This is a genomic window from Psychromarinibacter sediminicola, assembly GCF_029168335.1.
Lineage (GTDB): Bacteria > Pseudomonadota > Alphaproteobacteria > Rhodobacterales > Rhodobacteraceae > Psychromarinibacter > Psychromarinibacter sediminicola.
In genome coordinates this window covers 22,565-41,375 of record NZ_JARGYC010000004.1, presented here as the reverse complement: position 1 = coordinate 41,375, position 18,811 = coordinate 22,565, and the positions used below count along the sequence as shown (strand labels likewise).

Sequence of the window (18,811 nt, the reverse complement as noted above, 5' to 3'; positions counted from 1 at the left end):
GGTGCTGTCCATCTGCCGTCGGTTCGATAGAGTGCCCGTGGGGCCGGCCGGGGCCGGCCCACCGCGGATTGGCAAGACTCGGGAGGAGCGATGCCGCGCTATCTTGGGATCGACGTTGGGACCGGCTCGGCGCGGGCCGGGATCGTCGACGGGTCGGGCGCGCTGTTGGGGACGGGCGAGGCGGCGATCGGGCTGTGGCGGCCGCGCCCCGGCTGGGCGCAGCACGCGAGCGCCGATATCTGGCAGGCGGTCTGCCGCGCGACCGCCGCGGCGCGCGCCGCCGCCGGCGTGGGCGGTGTCGACGGGATCGGCATGGACGCGACCTGCTCGCTGGTGGCGGCCGGCCCGGACGGCGCCCCGGTCTCGGTCGATCCCGACGGCGCCGAGGATCAGGACGTGATCGTCTGGATGGACCACCGAGCGCTCGACGACGCGGCGGAGATCAACGCTATCGGCGGCGACCCCCTGGCGCATGTCGGCGGGCGGATCAGCCCCGAGATGCAGATGCCCAAGCTGCGCTGGCTGCGCCGCGAGGCGCCGGACGCCTGGGCCAGGGCGGCGCGGGTCTGGGATCTGTCCGACTGGCTGGTCCACCACGCGACCGGGACCGAGGCGCGCTCGCTCTGCGCCGCCGTGTGCAAGTGGACCTATATGGGCCATCGCGGCCTGCAGGGCGAGGGCTGGGACGACGGCTTTCTCGACGCCATCGGGCTGGGCGAGCTGACGCGGGAAGGGCGCGCGCGGATCGGCAGCCGCTTTCTCGCGCCGGGAACGCCCGCCGGGGTGCTCGACGCGCGGGCGGCGGACGAGTTGGGGCTGGCCGAGGGCACGCCGGTCGGCGCCGCCCTGATCGACGCCCATGCCGGCGCGCTCGGCACGCTCGGCGCGGGCGGAGAGGGCGCGGCAGGGCGGCTGGCGGTGATCGCGGGCACCTCGACCTGCCATATCGCGCTGTCCCCCGAGCCCGCCTTCGTCCCCGGCGTCTGGGGGCCCTACTGGGGCGCGGTCACGCCCGGGACCTGGTGCAACGAGGGCGGCCAGTCCGCCGCCGGCGCGTTGCTCGACGCGGTGATCGCCCGCCACGCGGCCGCGGCCGAGCTGGCCGCCGCGCCGGGCGGCGTCCACGCCGCGCTCGCCGAGCGGCTGGCGGCGCTGGCCGGCCCCGGCGGCGAGACCGCCACGCTGACGGCGCGGCGCCACGTCCAGCCCGACTGGCACGGCAACCGCTCGCCCCTGGCCGAGCCGTGGCGGCGCGGCACCATCGACGGGCTGACGCTGGAGACCGGCGCGGACGACCTCGCGCTCGACTACCTCGCCGCGATCCAGGCGCTGGCCTACGGCACGCGCCACATCGTCGAGGAGATGCGCGCGGCCGGCCTGGCGGTCGACACGCTGGTGCCCTCGGGCGGCCTCGCCCGGTCGGAGCTGTTTCTGCGCGAGATGGCCGACGCGACCGCCTGCGCCGTCGCCTGCCCGCAGGTCGACGAACCGGTGCTTCTGGGCGCGGCGATGCTGGGCGCGGTCGCCGCCGGCCACCATGCGGACGCTGCGGCGGCGATGGCCGCGATGGCCCCCGCCGCCGAGACCCGCGCGCCGCGCCCGGCGCTGGCCGGCTACCACGACCGCAAGTACCGCGTCTTCCGCCGCATGCAGGCGGATCACGCGGCCTATGCGGAGATCATGGAAACGGCGCAATGATATTGCCGGGCGCCGCACGTCATGCCCGGGCGCACGCGGCCGCGCAGGCGCCTACCCGTCCGAAACCGGCGCTCGATTGACGCAGCCGGGGCGGAGGGCTAGGAACCGACGACCGCTCGATGTCCGCGCGCGTCAGGCGGGCGGATATCGCGGCCGGTCGGCCGCCGGGCACGGCCGGACCGGGATCGCGGCGCCCCGCGGGCGCCCGAGGACAGGGGACCGGACAGATGGACTTCACGATACCCCCGGAGGTCGAGGCCTATCGCGCCCGCATCGCGCGGTTCGTCGCCGACGAGATCCTTCCGGCCGAGGCCGAGCCGGACGCCTGGGACGCGCATGGCAACATCGCCGAGCCGCGGCTGAGCGAGCTGCGCGCGCGGGCCAGGGCCGAGGGGCTGTGGTGTCTCCAGCTGAAACCCGAGTCCGGCGGCCAGGGGCTGAGCAAGACCGACATGGCCGTCTGCTACGAGGAGATGAACCGCTCGGTCTTCGGCCCCGTCGTGTTCAACTCCGCCGCGCCCGACGACGGCAACATGATGCTGCTGGAGATGGCCGCCGACGACGCGCAGAAGGCGCGCTGGCTGGCCCCCATCGCCGCCGGCGAAGTCCGGTCCTCCTTTGCCATGACCGAGCCGCATCCCGGCGGCGGCTCCGACCCGGGCATGATCCGGACCACGGCCGAACGGGACGGCGACGACTATGTCCTGCGCGGCCGGAAATGGTTCATCACCGGGGCCGAGGACGCCGCCCATTTCATCACCATCGCCCGCACCTCCGACGACGCGCGGCGCGGGCTGACCGCCTTCCTGCATCACCGGGACGATCCCGGCTGGCGGATCGAACGGCGCATCCCGATCATGGGACCGGAAGAGCACGGCGGCCATTGCGAGATCGTCTATGACGGCCTGCGCCTGCCCGCCGACCGGGTGCTGCTGGGCGAGGGGCTGGGGCTCCGGGCGACCCAGATGCGCCTCGGCCCCGCCCGGCTGACGCATTGCATGCGCTGGCTCGGCCTCGCCAAGCGCTGCGTCGAGATCGCGCGTGCCTATGCCGAAACCCGCCACGGCTTCGGCATGCGCCTGGCCGACCGCGAGAGCGTGCAGATCATGCTGGGCGACCTGGCGATGCGGATCGAGATCGGGCGCCTGCTGGTGATGAAGGCCGCCTGGGCGCTGGACCAGGGCAGCCGGGCGCGCAAGGAGGTCTCGATGGCGAAGATCCACGTCGCCAATCTGCTGCACAAGGCGGCCGACGTGGGCATTCAGATCAACGGCGCACGCGGCTACTCCGGCGATACCGTGCTGGAATGGATCTATCGCTATGCCCGGCAGGCGCGGCTCGTCGACGGCGCCGACGAGGTGCACCAGATGGTGCTGAACCGCCACCTCGCCGACGAGGGGCGCGACTTCTGGACATGGCCCGATGCCGGCGGCTGATCCCCCGCTGCGGCCGCGCCCGTCCCACGAGACGCCCGCACATGAACGGGCTTGATCTCGACGCCCTCCGGGGCTGGCTGGCGCGCCGGTCGCCGGGCGAGTCGCTCCGCCGCGCCGAGCCCATCGCCGGCGGCCAGTCGAACCCGACCTGGAAACTCGTCACAGACCGCCGCCGCCTGGCCCTGCGCAAAAAGCCCGAAGGGCCGATCCTGAAAGGCGCCCACGCCATCGAACGCGAGTTCCGGGTGCTGCAGGCGCTCGCCGGCACCGAGGTGCCGGTCCCCGAGGCGCTGTGGCTGGAAGAGGATGCGCAGGTGCTCGGCACGCCGTTCTACGTCATGGCCTGGCTCGACGGGCGGGTCTTCACCGACAGCACCCTGCCGGGAATGACGCCGGCCGAGCGCCGCGGGATCTATTTCGCCATGGCGCGCAGCCTCGCCCGGCTTCACGCCGTCCGCCCCGAGACGGTCGGCCTGGGCGATTACGGCAAGCCGGGCAGCTATTTCGAACGCCAGTTGCGCCGCTGGTCGGGCCAGTACGACGCCTCCGAAATGCCTCGGATCGCGGCGCTGGACCGAGTGGCGGCCTGGCTCGACGCGAACATGCCCGAGGAGGACGGCGCGGCCGCCATCGCGCATGGCGATTTCCGGCTGGGCAACCTGATGGTCCACCCCGAAGAGCCCAAGGTGATCGGGATCCTCGACTGGGAGTTGTCCACGCTCGGCCACCCGCTGGCCGACCTGGGCTTCTGCGTGATGCCATGGACCACCGGCCACGACGAATACGGCGGCCTGATCGGCACCGACTGGGAGACGGCCGGCATCCCGACCCGCGCCGAATTCGTGGCCGAGTATCGCCGCCACGCGCCGCCGACACCGCCGCTGCGGCCGTTCCACATGGTCTTCGCGCTGTTCCGCTTCGCCGTCATCTTCATCGGCATCGCCGAGCGCGCCCGCGCCGGCAGCGCCGCGGCGGACAACGCGGCCTCGCTCGCGCCGCTGGCCGAGCGCTTCGCCGTCCGCGCCACCGAGATCATCGACGCCGAGGCCGACGGGGCGGGCCCAAGGCTCGGCTGACCGCGCCGACAACGCGGGCCCGGCGCTCGCCCCCGCTCAGCGGTTCGTGCGGGCCAGCAACAGGACCGCCAGCAGCCCCACCCCGACGACGAGCAACGCGGCCGGCGACGCCTCGCCGATCTTCTCGAGCGACGCCTTCTCGTGCACCCGCGTGGCCAGCGTGTTGTAGTTGAACGGGCGCAAAAGCAGCGTCGCCGGCAACTCCTTCACGCAATCCACGAAGACCAGGAGCAGCGCCGTGCCCACCGACCCCCGGATCAGCGGCACATAGACGTCGCGCAGCGCGCCGCCGGCCGACCGCCCCAGCGACCGCGCCGCCATCGGCAGGCTGGGCGACACCCGCCCCAAGGCGGCATCCGCCGCCCCCTGCGCGATGGCGAAGAACCGCACGACATAGGCATAGACGATGGCAAAGGCCGAGCCGGTCATCAGAAGCCCCAGGTCCCAGCCCGTCGCCGCCTCCACCGCGTCGGCGATCGCGTTGTCCGCCGCGGCCATCGGGATCAGCAGCCCGACCCCCAGCACCGCGCCCGGCGCGGCATAGCCGATGGTGGTGAAGGGCAAAAGCATCCGCGGCAGCGGGCTGCGCGCCAGCCGCACGCCATAGACCAGAAACAGCGCCGCCGCCACGGTCAGCACCGCCGCCGTGCCGCCCACCGTCAGCGTGTGCAGCAGCGCGCGACCCAGCCCGGGATCGACCCAGTGCTCGGGATTGTCCAGCGCATGCGCCAGGATCACGCCGCCCGGCAACAGGAAGCCCAAGGCGAAGGGAAAGGCGCAGAAGCCGAAGGCGACCCAGCCGCGCCCGCCCGACAGCCGCACCGGCTCCATCGGCCGCTGCGACCGCGACAGGCGGTAGAACTTGGCCCGGCGCCGGCCCAGCTTCTCCATCGCCACCAGCGCGAAGATCAGCACCAGGATGACGCTGGCGATCTGCGCCGCGCCGCCGGCATTGCCCGATTGCAGCCAGACGCTGAAGATGCCGGTGGTCAGCGTCTGCACCGCGAAATAGTCGACCGTGCCGAAATCGCTGACGCATTCCATCATCGCCACGGCCGTCCCCGCCGCGATCGCCGGCCGCGCCAGCGGCAGCCCGACGGCAAAGAACCGCCGCACCGGCCCCGCGCCCAGCGCCTGCGCCACCTCGTAGGAACAGCCCGACTGCTCGCGGAACGCCTGCCGCGCCAGCAGGAACACGTATGGATAAAGCGCCGCCGACAGCACCACGATCGCCGCGCCGCGCGACCGGATCTCGGGAAACCAGTAGTCCCGCGCCGACTGCCAGCCGAACAGCTCGCGCAGCGCCGTCTGCACCGGCCCCGCATATTCCAGGAAGTCGACCAGCGCATAGGCCCCGACATAGGCCGGGATCGCCAGCGGCAGCAGGTTCAGCCACTGCAGCACCCGGCTGCCGGGAAACCGGTACATCGCCATCAGCCAGGCGAGCCCCGTCCCCGTCGCCGCGCAAAGCACGCCCACCGACAGCGTCAGCAGCAGCGTGTTCCCGAAATACCGCGGCAGCGTGGTCGTGATCAGGTGCGGCCAGATATTCTCGGTCGGGTGCAACGCGATCCACACGACCGACAGGATCGGCATCAGGACCAGCGCCGCGATCGCCACGGCGCCCGCCGACCACCGGTCGATCCGCAGCCGCCGTCGCGGCGCGCTTAGTTGAGCGTTTTGCTCGGCCATGACCTGCGCCCTACTCCAGCCCCGCCGCCCTGTCCAGCGCGCGCCCGCCGCCGCCGGCACGCCCCGCAGGCTTCATCCTGGCAAAAATACGCGCATCCCGCCCGCAAAACCCGACAAGGCGGCCGGACCGGCGCGTCGCGGCGCCGATTTCGGGAAAGATCTTGCGCGGACGCGCGCCTTTCGGAACGCCCCCGCGCGCGCTCACATCCCCAGGGCGGACTTGTACATCTCCAGCACCGCCTCTTCCTCGGCGATGTCGTCGGGCTCGCGCTTGCGCAGGGCGATGACCTTGCGCATCACCTTGGTGTCGTAGCCGCGGGCCTTGGCCTCGGCCATCACCTCCTTCTGCTGGTCGGCGAGATCCTTCTTCTCGGCCTCCAGCCGCTCGAATCGCTCGATGAACTGGCGCAGCTCGTCGGCGGTCACGCGATAGCTGTCGGGGGCGTCGGTGGCGGTGTCGCTCATTCTCGGGGGGTCTCCTGCCTCTCGTCTCAGGCCCCGCGAAATACCGCCCCCGCCCGCGCCCCGCAAGGCCGGGCTTGCCCGGCGGCGGCATCCGCGCTACCCGACCGGACGCAAGACGGGAGAAAGCGGCATGGACTGGCTGATCTGGATAGGCGCGGCGGTGTCGCTGGTGGGCCTGGCGGGCCTGGTCTGGTGCATCGTGCTGGTCTGGAAGGCCCGCCGCGCGCAGCTGCCCGACGCGGAACTGCGCGAGCGGGTGCGCCGGGTGATCCCGCTGAACATGGGCGCCCTGCTCCTGTCGGTCTTCGGGCTGATCCTGGTGATCGTCGGCATCGTCCTCGGCTGACCGCCGGCCGGGCCGCGCACCCCGGCCGTCCGGCGCCACCGTTCAGACTGGCCGTTCAGAATGGCCGATCAGACCGGCATGTTGTCGAACAGGTCGTCCGCGTCCTCGTCCTCGAGCTGCGCCTCGAACCTGCGGTAGTCCTCCGGCACCGGGAGGCCCATCGACTCCAGCTCCGAGATCTTCTCGCGCAGCTGCTCCTGCAGCACGTGCCGGTCCTCGGGCCGTTTCGCGATCTCGTCGAGAAGGGCGCTGATCGCCGCCTTCATGTCCTCGAATGCCATGGCAGTCATCTCCTTGGTTCCCCCAGTCGTCCGCGCCCGTGTCAGGCCCGTGTCAGGCCCGTGTCAGGCCCGTGTCAGGCCCGTGTCAGGGCTTCGCGGTCGCTCCGGCGCAGGCGCGGCACAACGGCGTATAGGGTACCACATCCAGCCGCTCCGGCTGAATGGAATCGCCGCATCGGGCGCAGTACCCGTATTCTCCCTCGTCCATCCGCTGAAGCGCCGCCTTGATCTTGCGGATTTCCGCCTGACCGCTGGACCCGAGCCCTTCGAGCACCTCTTCGCCTTCGCGTTCGGTGGCCATCTCCTCCCAGTCGCGCGCCTGATGCGAATCGAGCTCCTCCTCGATTCCGTGCAGCCGGTTCTCCAGCTCGGCCAGCCGCGCCTCCAGATCCGCGCGGCGCTCTTCGATCGTCTTCATCGGCATGTCTGTCTCCCTTCGCGACATTTAGAGGCAAAATCCGCCCCGGCCACATTGATACAGGTCAAGCGTTGCAACACATGCAAAAAACACTATATGATGCCGAGGTTTCGGACAGAGCCCCGCCGCGGGGCGCATCGCAGTTGGCTGCAAGGACAGGAAGAATGATCGAACAGGACTGGATACACGGCTTCCTCGGAGGCTTGATGATCGGCGGGGCGGCGGCGCTGTTCCTGCTGGTGAACGGGCGCATCATGGGCGCCTCGGGGATCGTCGGCGGGCTGGTGGACGGCTCCGGCAAGTCGAACTGGCGCGAGCGCGCGGCCTTCGTCGCAGGGCTGGTGGCGGTGCCGCCGATGCTGGTGCCGCTCTATGCCGAGGTCGACACGCATATCTCGCAGAACGTCTTCGTCATCGTCGCCGCCGGCCTCTTGGTGGGCATCGGCTCGCGGCTGGCCAACGGCTGCACCTCGGGCCACGGCGTCTGCGGCATCTCGCGCTTCTCGCTGCGCGGGATCGTGGCGACGGTCTTCTATCTTCTCGCGGGCGGCATGTCCGTCCTGCTGTTCAAGCATCTGTTGGGGGTGATCTGACATGCGCCTGCTTTTCGCACTGATTTCCGGCGGCCTGTTCGGGGCCGGTCTGCTCGTCTCGGGCATGGTCGACACCACCAAGGTGCAGGGCTGGCTCGACGTGTTCGGGGCCTGGGATCCGACGCTCGCCTTCGTGCTCGGCGGCGCGATCCTGCCGATGGCCGTCGCCTGGCGCTTCACCGTGGGCCGGGCGCCGAAGCTCGGCGGCACCTTCCCGCCAAAGCCCGAGCCGCGGCTCGGCCACAACCTCGTCGTCGGCTCGCTGCTGTTCGGCGCGGGCTGGGGGCTGGCCGGGCTCTGCCCGGGGCCGGCGCTGGCCTCGGTCTCCTTCGGCGGCTGGGGCGGGCTCGTCTTCCTCGCCGCGATGCTGGCCGGCATGGCCGTCGCCCCGCCGGCGCGCCGCTGGGTAGACGCCATGGCCGCATAGTCGTACACCATGCGCATGGACATACGGCGCATCTCCCCCGACTACGCGGTCGCCCCGCAGATCGAGCCCTCGGACTTCGCCGCCCTGGCGTCCGAGGGCTTCACCACCGTCATCAACAACCGGCCCGACGACGAGGTCCCGCCCAGCCACCAGTCCGCCGCCATGCGCGACGCGGCCGAGGCGGCGGGGCTGACCTATGTCGAGAACCCGGTGGTCAACGGCGCGATGACGATGGACATGGTCGAGACGCAGGGCAAGGCGCTGGCCGAGGCGGAGGGCCCGGTCTTTGCCTGGTGCCGCTCCGGCACCCGCTGCACCATCGTCTGGGCGCTCAGCCAGGCGGGCAAGCAGCCCACCGACGCGCTGGTGAAGGCGGCGGCCGACGCCGGCTATGACCTGGCCGGCCTGCGCGGCCAGATCGACCAACTCGCCAAGGGCTGACCGCGGCTGCGTCCCGCTCACTCCGGCAGATCCAGCGGCGCGGCCATCGGCATCGGGTCCAGATCGGCCGGTGCCTCCGGAAATGCCGGCTCGGCCATCGGCGCCGGCGGCGGCGCGCTGGCGGCGGGCGCATCGGCGGCCGGCGCATCGTCTGGTGGCGTGTCCGTCGGGGTCTCCGGCGCCAGGGCCGCCTGCGGCCCGGCGCCGCCCGACGCCGCGTCGTCGCCGCCGACATGCAGCCGCACCGCACGCATCGCGCCGGAGCGTCCCAGCCGCGCCGTGATGATGCGGCGCCCGTCCACCGCGCGCAGTTCCACACCGTCCAGCGTGGCCCGCCCCAAGGGCACCACCTGCCCGGCCTCCAGCGTCGTGATCTCCGCCAAAGGCAGCCTGATCCGGCACAACACGCCCTCCAGCCGCACCGCGCTTGCAAGAACCGCCTTTTCCATGGCGGCGGACCAATCGGTTTCCGCCGCCGGCGGGTCCGGCCGGGCCGGAACCCGTGTCGGCAGGATCAGGTGCAGGCTGCCCTCCTTCGCGTCGGAGGCGAAGGTCATGTCGACCGTCAGATGCAGGTGCGGGGCGTCCTGTATCGCCATCGCGGCCACCCGCGCCTCGGGGATGCGGCCGGCGAAGCCGTAGCCGTCGATCGGCGGCAGACCGCGGCAGTCCGCCGCCAGGGCGGCGAAGGCGGCGAGGATCTGCTCCACGAAGTCGCGCACCAGCAGCGCGTCGGTGCCGGTCGGCCGCCGCTCCGCCGCCGGTGCCTTCAGGACCCGGCCCATCGTCTGCGCCTCGGTCGCCGCGGCGACGGCCTGCGGGCACAGAACCGCCAGCGCCACCGCGCCGCCCGGCCCGTCGAGCCGCAGGGTCAGGGCGCGCTCCGGCAGCGCGTCGGCCAGGCCGTCGGGCGACAGGCTGCCCTCCGTCATCCCGCGCAGCGCGACGGGCACGCACAGCGCCGCATCGCCGGCCTTGGCCAGCGCCAGGCGCATCGCCTTGGTCGGCGTCATTTCGGCCAGGCCCAGCGCGGCCCGCCGCGCCGCCGCCTTGCGCCGCAATACCGGGATGTCCTTGTCGTCGCCCATGCCTCTGCCCGATCCGCCCGTCGCCCCAGACCTGCCAGACCGGGGTTACGAAAGGGTTGAGAAACCCCCGAACACGGAAAGAAACGCGGCCGGCGCGGCCTATTCGGCCGCCTTCGCCTGCGCCAGCGGCAGGGTCACCCGAAAGGCCGCGCCCCCCTGCCCCGGCAGATAGGCGATGGACCCGCCCAGCCGGTCGACGATCTCGCGGCAGATCGCCAGCCCCAGCCCGGCGCCGCCGGCCCGGCTCTGATCCGTCAGGCGCGAGAACTTCTCGAAGATCATCGACTGGCTTTCCTTCGGAATGCCCGAGCCGTTGTCGACGAAGTCCACGCGCACGCCCTCGCCCCGCTGCGCGACGGCGATGCGCAGTTCGGGCCGCGCGGCATCGCAGTATTTCTCGGCATTCGCGATCAGGTTGATGAACACTTGCGCCAACCGGTCGGTGTCGGTCAGAAGCCGCACCTTCTCCAGCGCCGGATCCCGCCGGATCGTCAGCGCGCTGCCCTGCAGGCCCGCCGCGGCAACCGCGCGTTCGATCACCAGATGCAGGTCCGCCTCCTGCCAGTTGAGCGAGACCTGCCCGTTCTCCAGCACGCTCAGATCCAGCAGATCGTCCAGAAGCCGCGTGAGCCGGATCGCCTCGTCGTGGATGATCGTCGCAAAGCGCTGCTGATCCGCCTCGGCCATCGGCGCCTCGGCCATCATGATCTCGGAAAACGCGCGGATCGACGTCATCGGCGTGCGCAGCTCGTGGCTGATCTGGCTGAGAAAGGCGTCCTTCTGGATCGACAGCAGCGTCAGCTTCTCGTTCGCCTCGCGCAGCTGGCGGGCGGTGCGCGACAGCTCCTCGCGCTGCGCTTCCAGCTGCGTGGTGTGCTCCATGATCTGCGCCGTCTCGTCGGCCACCGCCATCAGGTCCTCGACCGAGACCGACGCGCCGCCGGTGATCTGGCCGACCATCGCATGCGCCGTCGCGGCGCCCACCGAGCCCGCAAGCTCGCGCTCCAGCGTCTCGATGAAGTCCGGCGTGGTGTCCGGCAGATAGCCGCCCCCGCCCTGCCGCGCCGCCTCGCGCTGGAACAGCGCCTGCGCCGCGTCGGACCCGAGGATGCGCTGCGACATGATCAAGAGATCCTCCGCCTCCGCCCCGCCCTGCGCCCAGCCGCGCGCGCTGCTGGAATGCTCGAAGACGTTGACGAACTGGGCGCCCTGCAGCCGCTCCAGCGGGCCGGGAAAGCTGAAAAGCGAGACCATGACGAAGGCCGCCGTGTTCAGCAGCATCGACCAGAAGACCGAATGTACGACCGGGTCCAGCCCGTCCATCCCGAACAGCGCCCGCGGCCGCAGCCAGCCGATCCCGAACGGCCCCTCGGCCACGGCGGCGCCCGACATCAGGAAGCTCTCGCCGAAGCTGGGCAAAAACAGCGTGTAGGCCCAGACGACGAAGCCCACGGCCAGCCCCACCGCCGCCCCGTTGCGCGACGCGCCGCGCCAGAACAGCCCGCCCAGCAGCGCCGGCAGCACCTGCGCCACGCCGGCGAAGGAAATCAGCCCGATCGCGGCCAGCGCCGTCGAGCCGCCGGAGAAGTGGAAATAGAGATAGCCCAAGAGCAGCACCGCGGCGATGGAGATGCGCCGCGCGGTGATCACCACGTCGCGCACGTCGCCCGACATGCTGGCCGCCTCGCGCCGAAGCGACAGCCAGATCGGCATCACGATATGGTTCGACACCATGGTCGACAGCGCGATCGCCGCGACGATCACCATCGAGGTCGCGCTGGAAAAGCCCCCCAGAAAGGACAGCATCGCCAGCCCGTCCCGGTCCTCTGCCAGCGGCACGGTCAGCACGTAGAGGTCCGCGTTCCCCTGCGGCAGCAATTCCAGCCCCACTACCGCGATGGGGATCACGAAGAGCGACATCAGGAACAGGTAGAGCGGGAAGGCCCAGGACGCGACGGCCACGTGCCGCTCGTCGGAATTCTCCACCACCATCACCTGGAACATGCGCGGCAGGCACAGGAACGCGGCCCCCGACAGAAAGATCAGCCCCGCCCAGCGCCCCGCCGCCGGCTCCCACCGGGCGATGTCGGACTGAGCGATCCGCGCCGCGATATCGGCCGGCCCGCCGGCGATCCCCCAGACCACGAAGACCCCGACCGCCAGCAGGGCGAACAGCTTCACCACCGCCTCCAGCGCGATGGCGGTGACCACGCCGTGATGCCGCTCGTTGGCGTCCAGCGTCCTTGTGCCGAACAGGATGGTGAACAGCGTCAGCCCCGCCGCCACCACCACCGCCGTGGTGTCGAGCTGCTCGAATTCCGGCACCCCACCGCCATCGGCCGAGAAGACGGCGAAGGACAGCGTGACCGACTGAAGTTGCAGCGCGATATACGGCGTGGTGCCGATCACCGCCAGCAGCGTCACGAAGACCCCCAGGAGGTTCGACTTGCCGTAGCGCGACGAGATCAGGTCGGCGATGGAGGTGATCCGCTGCGACCGGCCGATCCGCACCAGCTTGCGCAGGAGCCACCACCAGCCCACCATCACCAGCGTCGGGCCAAGGTAGATGGTCACGAATTCCAGGCCGGAATTCACCGCGTAGCCGACCGCGCCATAGAAGGTCCAGGCGGTGCAGTAGATCGACAGCGACAGCGTGTAGACCAGCGGCGAGCGCAGCCAGCCGACATCGCCCCGCTCCGCCCGCCGCTCGGCGGCGAAGGCCACGCCGAACAGCAGCGCCACATAGGCGAGGCACACCGCGACCAGCATGTTGAAGCCGATCATCCGCCCGACCCGTCCGGCCCGCCCGAGCCGTCCGTCCTGTCCGGGCCGGCCCCGGTCTCGGGCACTGCCGGCGCGTCCGGCCGGACCAGCGCCCGCGAGAATGCCCAGGCGCCGCCGATCAGCGCCGCCCAGACCGCGAAGACATAGATGCCGCCGCCCGCCGTGCCGATCACCCGCTCCGGCGCCAGCGCCCAGACCAGCGGCATCAGCCACAGGAACGCCCCCAGCACGGGCAGCATCCGCGCCCCGTCCATCATCCGGCGGCGGCGATAGCCGCGGCGCTCCAGGAAGACGGGGCGCCGGCTCATGCCGTCACCAGATCGCGCACCGCCTCCAGCACTTCGGCGTTGGAGAACGGCTTGGTCATGAAGCGGCTCGCCCCCATCCGCTCGGCCAGGTCGCGGTCGCGCGCCTGGCCGCGGGCGGTCAGCATCAGCACCGGCAGGCTCTCGGTGCCCGGATCGGCGCGCAAATCCGCCAGGATGTCGAAGCCCGAGCGATTGGGCAGCATCACGTCGAGGATGATCAGGTCCGGCCGGCGCCGGGCGACCTCGTCCATCGCGGTGCGGCCGTCGGCATGCGTGTCGACGGTCCATCCGTCGCGGGACAGGATGAAGCTGATGGCCTGGATTATGTTCGGTTCATCCTCGATCAGAAGAACACGCTTGCCCATTCGCCGAACCCCTCCCCTGGTTCCGCCCCGGTCGTCCCGCGCGTTCCGGCGACTATCGCCCAAGGCCGGGCGGGTGTCAAAAGCCAACGCGGCCCCAGAGCCTTAACGCCTCCGCCGCCTCGCGCCGGCGGGCGAGTGCGTGCGAACGGCCCGGAAGCACGCTCACGCGACCTCCGCCAGGATCGACGGCTCGCGCCGGGCCGTGCAGTCGCCGCGCGGACAGATCCGGCACGAGGTGCCGACCCGCAGCGCGCCCTCGGCGGGCACCCGCATCCGGTCGCCCGGCACGATCAGCATGACAGCCTCGAAGACCGGCGGCGCGTCGAAGCCCGGCACGCCCATCGGCTCGGCCACCGCATAGGCCATGAAGCGCCGCGGGTCGCGGCCGGCCATCTCCACCGCCGCGCGGACCGGCGCCAGCGGCCGGCTCAGCGCCTGGTAGAGCGGCCAGAGCGGGCACGCCGCCCCGAAGCGCGGCAGCGGGAAGCCGTCGACCGGCTTGCGGAAGGTCAGCGTGCCCGAGCCGTCGCAGACGACCAGCCCCAGCCGCCCTGCCCCCTCCGGCGGCGGCAGCGCCGCCAGCCGGCGCAGGACGGTGCCCATCCCGACCCCGAAGCGCGCGGCCAGCGGACCCGGGTCGTACCCGGCCTCGCGCGCGGCGGGCTCGAACGACGCCAGCGGCAGTGCCTCGGCATCCGCGCGGTAGCGGGCCAGCCATTCCTCCGCCAGCGCCCGCCCGGCGGTGGTCGTCAGCTCCGGCGCCTCCTGCACCATCGCCGCGGGCGTCGCGGGCAAGAGCCGCTCCATCTCGCGCAGGTGATAGTCGCGCGCTTCCAGCCAGGCCTCGAGTTCCTCCTGCGGCGCGCCCACCGGCTGCGCCTGCTCGCCGGTGGCGTCGAGGTAGTTCACCAGCGCCTGGCTGGTTTCGGCCAGCCGCTGGCTGTCCTCGTGGATGTTGCGGTGAAAGCGGTCGCGCCATTCCGGCGCGATCTCGCCCGGCTCCACCAGGATCGAGGCGGTGGAGTTGATCGCCGTGACCGTCGACAAAAGCTCGTGCAGCGAGGCGGCGAGATGCGGGTCGTGGGTCATCCGGTCGGACAGCCCCTCGACCACGCGCTCCAGATGCGCGATCCGCCGCCGCTGCGCCGCCACCAGCGCCGCCCAGCCCGGAAAGCGGCCGGCGAACTCCTCCGCCCGGCCCTCCTCGGCGCCGGCATCCGGGGTCACCGCCGCCGCGTCGCGCAGGCCGGCGACCAGCGACGCTTCGGCCCGGTCGGCCAGCACCGCCGGGTCCACCTCCAGGGCACGGGCGATGTCGGTCAGCAACTTGCCCGCGATTCTGCGCTTGTTGTGCTCGATAAGATTCAGATATGCCGCACTAATTCCGACTGTGCGCGCTAACACCGACTGCTTGAGTCCCAGCATCGTCCGGCGCTCGCGGATCCGGCTTCCTGTCAACGCTCCGGCGGGCATCGGCCACCCCCTTGAATCGCAACGGTTTCCGCGCCGCGCTGAAAATTCCTTTACAAATGCGGCGCGCGCACTGTGTATTTCTTTACAGATTTTCCGTTGCGTTAAAAGCCCTTGTTGCGATGTTTTCCTGCGCCACTCATTAATGATGACATCCTGTAAAAGGGTGCGGTGGGCCGTGGAGGATCGGCCCGCCAGGACGTTCACGCAACGGGAGGATTACATGTCCAAAACGAACCTGACTCGCCGCGGGGTACTGCGTACCGGTGCCGCCACCGGCGCCGGTCTTGCGCTGCCCACGATCTTCACTTCCGCCGCCTCGGCCTTCACCAACGCGCCGGGCGACAGCGAGGTGACGCTGGGCTTCAACGTGCCGCAGACCGGCCCCTATGCCGACGAGGGCGCCGACGAGCTGCGCGCCTACGAACTGGCGGTCGAGCACCTGAACGGCGGCGGCGACGGCGGCATGCTGTCGACCTTCTCGTCGAAGGCGCTGGACGGCACCGGCATCCTGGGCCGCGAGGTGAAATACGTCACCGGCGACACCCAGACCAAGTCGGACGCCGCGCGCGCCTCGGCGAAGTCGATGATCGAGAAGGACGGCGCGATCATGATCACCGGCGGCTCGTCCTCGGGCGTGGCGATCGCGGTGCAGGGCCTCTGCCAGGAGGCGGGCGTCATCTTCATGGCCGGCCTGACCCACTCCAACGACACCACTGGCAAGGACAAGAAGGCCAACGGCTTCCGCCACTTCTTCAACGCCTACATGTCGGGCGCCGCGCTGGCGCCGGTGCTGGCCCAGCGCTACGGCAAGGACCGCAAGGCCTATCACCTGACCGCCGACTACACCTGGGGCTGGACGCAGGAAGAGTCGATCGTCTCGGCCACCGAGGCGCTGGGCTGGGAGACGGTGAACACCGTCAAGACCCCGCTCGCCGCGACCGACTTCTCCTCCTATATCGCCCCCGTGCTGAACTCGGGCGCCGACGTGCTGGTGCTGAACCACTACGGCGGCAACATGGTCAACTCGCTGACCAACGCGGTGCAGTTCGGCCTGCGCGAGAAGCAGGTAAACGGCAAGAACTTCGAGATCGTCGTGCCGCTCTACTCGCGCCTGATGGCGCGCGGCGCCGGCGAGAACGTCAAGGGCATCCTGGGGTCGACCAACTGGCACTGGTCGCTGCAGGACGAGGGCAGCCAGGCCTTCGTGCGCTCCTTCGGCACCAAGTACGGTTTCCCGCCGAGCCAGGCCGCGCATACCTGCTACGTGCAGACGCTGCTCTATGCCGATGCCGTCACCCGCGCCGGGTCGTTCAACCCCTGCGCCGTGGCCGAGGCGCTGGAAGGCTACGAGTTCGACGGCCTGGGCAACGGCCCGACGCTCTACCGCGCCGCCGACCACCAGTGCTTCAAGGACGTGCTGGTCGTGCAGGGCAAGGAGAACCCGCAGTCGGAATTCGACCTCCTCGAAGTCGTCGAGGTCACCCCGGCCGAGCAGGTCACCTACGAGCCCGACCACCCGATGTTCGACGGCGGCAACCTGGGCGAGTGCAACCCGGGCGCCTGAGCGCCTTCCGGAAAATCGTTACGCAGGGCGGGGTTAACCCCCGCCCTGCCGCAAGTCGCCGCCGCGGAGACCGCCGGCGGGCGCATCCCTTATGACACAGGGTTGGGGACCATGGACGCAATCATTCTTCAGGTGCTGAACGGGCTCGACAAGGGCTCCGCCTATGCGCTCATCGCGCTGGGCCTGACACTGATCTTCGGGACGCTCGGGGTGGTGAACTTCGCCCACGGCGCGATCTTCATGCTGGGCGCCTTCTGCGCCGTCACGCTGCAGCGGATTCTGTCGCTGTCCTACACCGTGGTCGACGAGACCCGGACCGACTTTCTCGGCAACCCGCTGAAGGTGGATGTCCCCTATGTCGAGGGATGGTTCGGCGAGGCGACCGGGCAGGCGATCATCGAATGGTCGGTGCCCCTGGCGATCCTGTTCGCGATCCCGGTGATGCTGCTGATCGGCTTCATCATGGAGCGCGGCCTGATCAAGCACTTCTACAAGCGCCCGCATGCCGACCAGATCCTCGTGACCTTCGGCCTGGCCATCGTGCTGCAGGAGCTGATCAAGTACTTCTTCGGCGCCAACCCGATCCCCACCCCGGCGCCCGACGCCTTCACCGGGTCGTTCGACTTCGGCGCGATGATCGGCTTTGCCGAGAACGCGATCATCTATCCCTACTGGCGGATGATCTACTTCGTCTTCGCGCTCGTCATCATCGGCGCCGTCTTCGCCTTTTTGCAGTTCACCACCTTCGGGATGGTCGTGCGCGCCGGCATGGCCGACCGCGAGACCGTGGGGATGCTGGGCATCAACATCGACCGCAAGTTCACCATCATGTTCGGCATCGCCGCCGCCGTGGCCGGGCTTGCCGGGGTGATGTACACGCCGATCAACTCGCCCAACTACCACATGGGGATGGACTTCCTGGTGCTGTCCTTCGTCGTGGTCGTGGTGGGCGGCATGGGCTCGCTGCCCGGCGCGGTGCTGGCCGGCTTCATGCTGGGCATCCTCGAAGCCTTCGCCTCGATGAACTGGATCAAGGACATCCTGCCGGGCATCGACCAGATCATCATCTATCTCGTTGCAATCGTCATCCTGCTGACCCGGCCGCGCGGCCTGATGGGTCGCAAGGGCGTGATGGAGGAATAAGCCAATGTTCGGCCTGTCCAAGAAAGACACCACCTTCCTGCTGATCGTCTGCTTTCTGACGCTGGCGACGCCGATCCTGCTGCAGCCCTTCCCCGAGGGCTCCGCCGGGGCCACCTTCAACGCCGGCTACCCGGACCTGATGCAGCGCTTCGCGATCTTCGGGATCTTCGCCATCGGCTTCAACATCCTGTTCGGGCTGACCGGCTACCTCTCCTTCGGCCACGCGGCCTTTCTGGGGGTCGGATCGTACTCGGTGGTCTGGATGTACAAGCTTCTGGACTACAACGTCATCCCGGGCCTGTTGCTGGCGATCGTCACCTCGGCCATCTTCGCCCTGGCGATCGGCTATGTCAGCCTGCGGCGCACCGGCATCTACTTCTCGATCCTGACGCTGGCCTTCGCGCAGATGTCGTTCAACCTGGCCTACTCGGTGCTGACGCCGCTGACCAACGGCGAGACCGGCCTGCAGGTCTATACCGACGACCCGCAGATCCTGATGGGCGAGAACTCTCCCACCTCGCCGCACCTGTTCGGCCTGGTGATGCGCGACAGCGTGCAGATCGACATCGGCGGGTGGCTGTTCACCTTCAACATCGGCTACTACTTCTGCGCCGTCATCGCGATCCTCGCCTTCTACCTGAGCCTCAGGATCTTCCGCTCGCCCTTCGGCATGATGCTGCGCGCGATCAAGACCAACCAGACCCGGCTCAACTACACCGGCCTGAACTCGCGGCCCTACACCCTGGCGGCCTTCGTGATCTCGGGCATGTATGCCGGCCTGGCCGGCGGCCTGATGGCGGCGATGGACCCGCTGGCGGGCGCCGAGCGGATGCAGTGGACCGCCTCGGGCGAGGTCGTGCTGATGACGATCCTCGGCGGCGCGGGCACCCTGATGGGGCCGATCCTGGGCGCGGGCTTCATCAAGTACTTCGAGAACATCTTCTCGAAGATCAACGACAACATGCTGCACCAGTGGTTCGGCTGGATGCCCGACGGCATGGAGGACGCGCTGATCTTCATCTCGCACTTCTTCGTCGGCAAGTCCTGGCACCTGACGCTCGGCCTGCTGTTCATGCTGGTGGTGATCTTCCTGCCCGGCGGCCTCGTCGAGGGCGGCCAGCGGATCGCCCGCTGGGTCCGCGGCAGGCGCAAGAAGGGCTCGGGCGACGACCCCGAGCATCACCCGAAACCCGCGCCGCACGTGGCCGAGTAA

General features: G+C 70.3%; 19 protein-coding genes. 10 read left to right on the top strand and 9 right to left on the bottom strand.

Going from position 1 to position 18,811, the window contains the following annotated elements; all coding sequences use genetic code 11:
• Positions 1 to 90 precede the first annotated feature (90 nt).
• From P1J78_RS02530 to P1J78_RS02520, 3 genes are all read left to right on the top strand, one after another.
• Positions 91 to 1,698 (top strand): FGGY-family carbohydrate kinase, encoded by a 1,608-nt coding sequence (locus P1J78_RS02530; RefSeq protein ID WP_275565742.1) that lies wholly within the window; start codon positions 91 to 93, stop codon positions 1,696 to 1,698.
• A 227-nt stretch (positions 1,699 to 1,925) separates the two neighbouring features.
• Positions 1,926 to 3,134, top strand: a complete 1,209-nt coding sequence (locus tag P1J78_RS02525; protein WP_275565741.1) for an acyl-CoA dehydrogenase family protein — start codon at positions 1,926 to 1,928, stop codon at positions 3,132 to 3,134.
• Between the two features lie 41 nt (positions 3,135 to 3,175).
• Positions 3,176 to 4,210, top strand: a complete 1,035-nt coding sequence (locus P1J78_RS02520; protein ID WP_275565740.1) for a phosphotransferase family protein — start codon at positions 3,176 to 3,178, stop codon at positions 4,208 to 4,210.
• Positions 4,211 to 4,246: 36 nt separating this feature from the next.
• On the opposite strand, the gene P1J78_RS02515 is transcribed toward P1J78_RS02520, so the two are convergent.
• Positions 4,247 to 5,902, bottom strand: a complete 1,656-nt coding sequence (locus tag P1J78_RS02515; RefSeq protein WP_275565739.1) for an ABC transporter permease — start codon at positions 5,900 to 5,902, stop codon at positions 4,247 to 4,249.
• 201 nt (positions 5,903 to 6,103) lie between these two features.
• Positions 6,104 to 6,367, bottom strand: a complete 264-nt coding sequence (locus P1J78_RS02510; protein WP_275565738.1) for a DUF2312 domain-containing protein — start codon at positions 6,365 to 6,367, stop codon at positions 6,104 to 6,106.
• Here P1J78_RS02510 and P1J78_RS02505 point away from each other — a divergent pair.
• Positions 6,351 to 6,713: an LPXTG cell wall anchor domain-containing protein gene (locus P1J78_RS02505; protein WP_309568085.1), complete on the top strand. Its 363-nt coding sequence runs from the start codon at positions 6,351 to 6,353 to the stop codon at positions 6,711 to 6,713. The two genes, P1J78_RS02510 and P1J78_RS02505, sit on opposite strands and share 17 nt — an antisense overlap.
• Positions 6,714 to 6,781: 68 nt before the next feature.
• On the opposite strand, the gene P1J78_RS02500 is transcribed toward P1J78_RS02505, so the two are convergent.
• Together P1J78_RS02500 and P1J78_RS02495 are read right to left on the bottom strand one after the other, a co-directional pair.
• The gene (locus P1J78_RS02500) at positions 6,782 to 6,994 is read right to left on the bottom strand and encodes a hypothetical protein (protein ID WP_275565736.1); all 213 of its coding nucleotides are present in this window, start codon (positions 6,992 to 6,994) and stop codon (positions 6,782 to 6,784) included.
• A gap of 85 nt (positions 6,995 to 7,079) precedes the next feature.
• Positions 7,080 to 7,412, bottom strand: coding sequence for a TraR/DksA family transcriptional regulator (locus tag P1J78_RS02495; RefSeq protein ID WP_275565822.1), 333 nt, complete (start codon positions 7,410 to 7,412; stop codon positions 7,080 to 7,082).
• Between the two features lie 167 nt (positions 7,413 to 7,579).
• Between P1J78_RS02495 and P1J78_RS02490 the strand changes: the two genes are divergently transcribed.
• Genes P1J78_RS02490 through P1J78_RS02480 form a run of 3 tightly spaced genes read left to right on the top strand, consistent with a single transcriptional unit; the run spans position 7,580 to position 8,873 of the window.
• On the top strand, positions 7,580 to 8,005 hold the full coding sequence (locus P1J78_RS02490; protein ID WP_275565821.1) for a YeeE/YedE family protein: 426 nt from the start codon (positions 7,580 to 7,582) through the stop codon (positions 8,003 to 8,005).
• 1 nt (position 8,006) lies between these two features.
• Positions 8,007 to 8,432 (top strand): DUF6691 family protein, encoded by a 426-nt coding sequence (locus P1J78_RS02485; protein ID WP_275565735.1) that lies wholly within the window; start codon positions 8,007 to 8,009, stop codon positions 8,430 to 8,432.
• 9 nt (positions 8,433 to 8,441) lie between these two features.
• Positions 8,442 to 8,873 (top strand): protein tyrosine phosphatase family protein, encoded by a 432-nt coding sequence (locus P1J78_RS02480; protein ID WP_309568083.1) that lies wholly within the window; start codon positions 8,442 to 8,444, stop codon positions 8,871 to 8,873.
• A gap of 17 nt (positions 8,874 to 8,890) precedes the next feature.
• Here P1J78_RS02480 and P1J78_RS02475 read toward each other — a convergent pair whose 3' ends face one another.
• From P1J78_RS02475 to P1J78_RS02455, 5 genes are all read right to left on the bottom strand, one after another.
• Positions 8,891 to 9,961 carry a FliM/FliN family flagellar motor switch protein gene (locus tag P1J78_RS02475; RefSeq protein ID WP_275565734.1) on the bottom strand — a complete coding sequence of 357 codons (1,071 nt, stop codon included), beginning with the start codon at positions 9,959 to 9,961 and terminating at the stop codon, positions 8,891 to 8,893.
• Positions 9,962 to 10,060: 99 nt separating this feature from the next.
• Positions 10,061 to 12,745 carry an ATP-binding protein gene (locus tag P1J78_RS02470; protein WP_275565733.1) on the bottom strand — a complete coding sequence of 895 codons (2,685 nt, stop codon included), beginning with the start codon at positions 12,743 to 12,745 and terminating at the stop codon, positions 10,061 to 10,063.
• Positions 12,742 to 13,053 carry a hypothetical protein gene (locus P1J78_RS02465; RefSeq protein ID WP_275565732.1) on the bottom strand — a complete coding sequence of 104 codons (312 nt, stop codon included), beginning with the start codon at positions 13,051 to 13,053 and terminating at the stop codon, positions 12,742 to 12,744. Before P1J78_RS02465 ends, P1J78_RS02470 begins: the two co-directional genes overlap by 4 nt.
• Positions 13,050 to 13,418, bottom strand: coding sequence for a response regulator transcription factor (locus tag P1J78_RS02460; protein WP_275565731.1), 369 nt, complete (start codon positions 13,416 to 13,418; stop codon positions 13,050 to 13,052). Before P1J78_RS02460 ends, P1J78_RS02465 begins: the two co-directional genes overlap by 4 nt.
• Before the next feature lie 162 nt (positions 13,419 to 13,580).
• A complete protein-coding gene (locus tag P1J78_RS02455) occupies positions 13,581 to 14,891 on the bottom strand; it encodes a helix-turn-helix transcriptional regulator (RefSeq protein ID WP_275565730.1) in 1,311 nt (436 codons plus the stop codon).
• A 220-nt stretch (positions 14,892 to 15,111) separates the two neighbouring features.
• Between P1J78_RS02455 and P1J78_RS02450 the strand changes: the two genes are divergently transcribed.
• The 3 genes from P1J78_RS02450 (at position 15,112) to P1J78_RS02440 (ending at position 18,811) form a co-directional block, all read left to right on the top strand.
• The gene (locus P1J78_RS02450) at positions 15,112 to 16,455 is read left to right on the top strand and encodes a substrate-binding protein (protein ID WP_275565729.1); all 1,344 of its coding nucleotides are present in this window, start codon (positions 15,112 to 15,114) and stop codon (positions 16,453 to 16,455) included.
• Between the two features lie 111 nt (positions 16,456 to 16,566).
• A complete protein-coding gene (locus P1J78_RS02445; RefSeq protein ID WP_275565728.1) occupies positions 16,567 to 17,598 on the top strand; it encodes a branched-chain amino acid ABC transporter permease in 1,032 nt (343 codons plus the stop codon).
• A gap of 4 nt (positions 17,599 to 17,602) precedes the next feature.
• Entirely contained in the window at positions 17,603 to 18,811 is a 1,209-nt protein-coding gene (locus P1J78_RS02440; protein WP_275565727.1) for a branched-chain amino acid ABC transporter permease, read from the top strand.

Bases quoted from the DNA above. Each gene is read 5' to 3' on its own strand.
- P1J78_RS02450 (WP_275565729.1), top strand. From the start codon at position 15,112: ATGTCCAAAACGAACCTGACTCGCCGCGGGGTACTGCGTACCGGTGCC.
- P1J78_RS02500 (WP_275565736.1), bottom strand. From the start codon at position 6,994: ATGGCATTCGAGGACATGAAGGCGGCGATCAGCGCCCTTCTCGACGAG.
- P1J78_RS02530 (WP_275565742.1), top strand. From the start codon at position 91: ATGCCGCGCTATCTTGGGATCGACGTTGGGACCGGCTCGGCGCGGGCC.
- P1J78_RS02445 (WP_275565728.1), top strand. From the start codon at position 16,567: ATGGACGCAATCATTCTTCAGGTGCTGAACGGGCTCGACAAGGGCTCC.
- P1J78_RS02480 (WP_309568083.1), top strand. From the start codon at position 8,442: ATGCGCATGGACATACGGCGCATCTCCCCCGACTACGCGGTCGCCCCG.
- P1J78_RS02485 (WP_275565735.1), top strand. From the start codon at position 8,007: ATGCGCCTGCTTTTCGCACTGATTTCCGGCGGCCTGTTCGGGGCCGGT.
- P1J78_RS02455 (WP_275565730.1), bottom strand. From the start codon at position 14,891: ATGCCCGCCGGAGCGTTGACAGGAAGCCGGATCCGCGAGCGCCGGACG.
- P1J78_RS02525 (WP_275565741.1), top strand. From the start codon at position 1,926: ATGGACTTCACGATACCCCCGGAGGTCGAGGCCTATCGCGCCCGCATC.
- P1J78_RS02510 (WP_275565738.1), bottom strand. From the start codon at position 6,367: ATGAGCGACACCGCCACCGACGCCCCCGACAGCTATCGCGTGACCGCC.
- P1J78_RS02515 (WP_275565739.1), bottom strand. From the start codon at position 5,902: ATGGCCGAGCAAAACGCTCAACTAAGCGCGCCGCGACGGCGGCTGCGG.
- P1J78_RS02495 (WP_275565822.1), bottom strand. From the start codon at position 7,412: ATGAAGACGATCGAAGAGCGCCGCGCGGATCTGGAGGCGCGGCTGGCC.
- P1J78_RS02465 (WP_275565732.1), bottom strand. From the start codon at position 13,053: ATGAGCCGGCGCCCCGTCTTCCTGGAGCGCCGCGGCTATCGCCGCCGC.
- P1J78_RS02520 (WP_275565740.1), top strand. From the start codon at position 3,176: ATGAACGGGCTTGATCTCGACGCCCTCCGGGGCTGGCTGGCGCGCCGG.
- P1J78_RS02440 (WP_275565727.1), top strand. From the start codon at position 17,603: ATGTTCGGCCTGTCCAAGAAAGACACCACCTTCCTGCTGATCGTCTGC.
- P1J78_RS02475 (WP_275565734.1), bottom strand. From the start codon at position 9,961: ATGGGCGACGACAAGGACATCCCGGTATTGCGGCGCAAGGCGGCGGCG.
- P1J78_RS02470 (WP_275565733.1), bottom strand. From the start codon at position 12,745: ATGATCGGCTTCAACATGCTGGTCGCGGTGTGCCTCGCCTATGTGGCG.
- P1J78_RS02460 (WP_275565731.1), bottom strand. From the start codon at position 13,418: ATGGGCAAGCGTGTTCTTCTGATCGAGGATGAACCGAACATAATCCAG.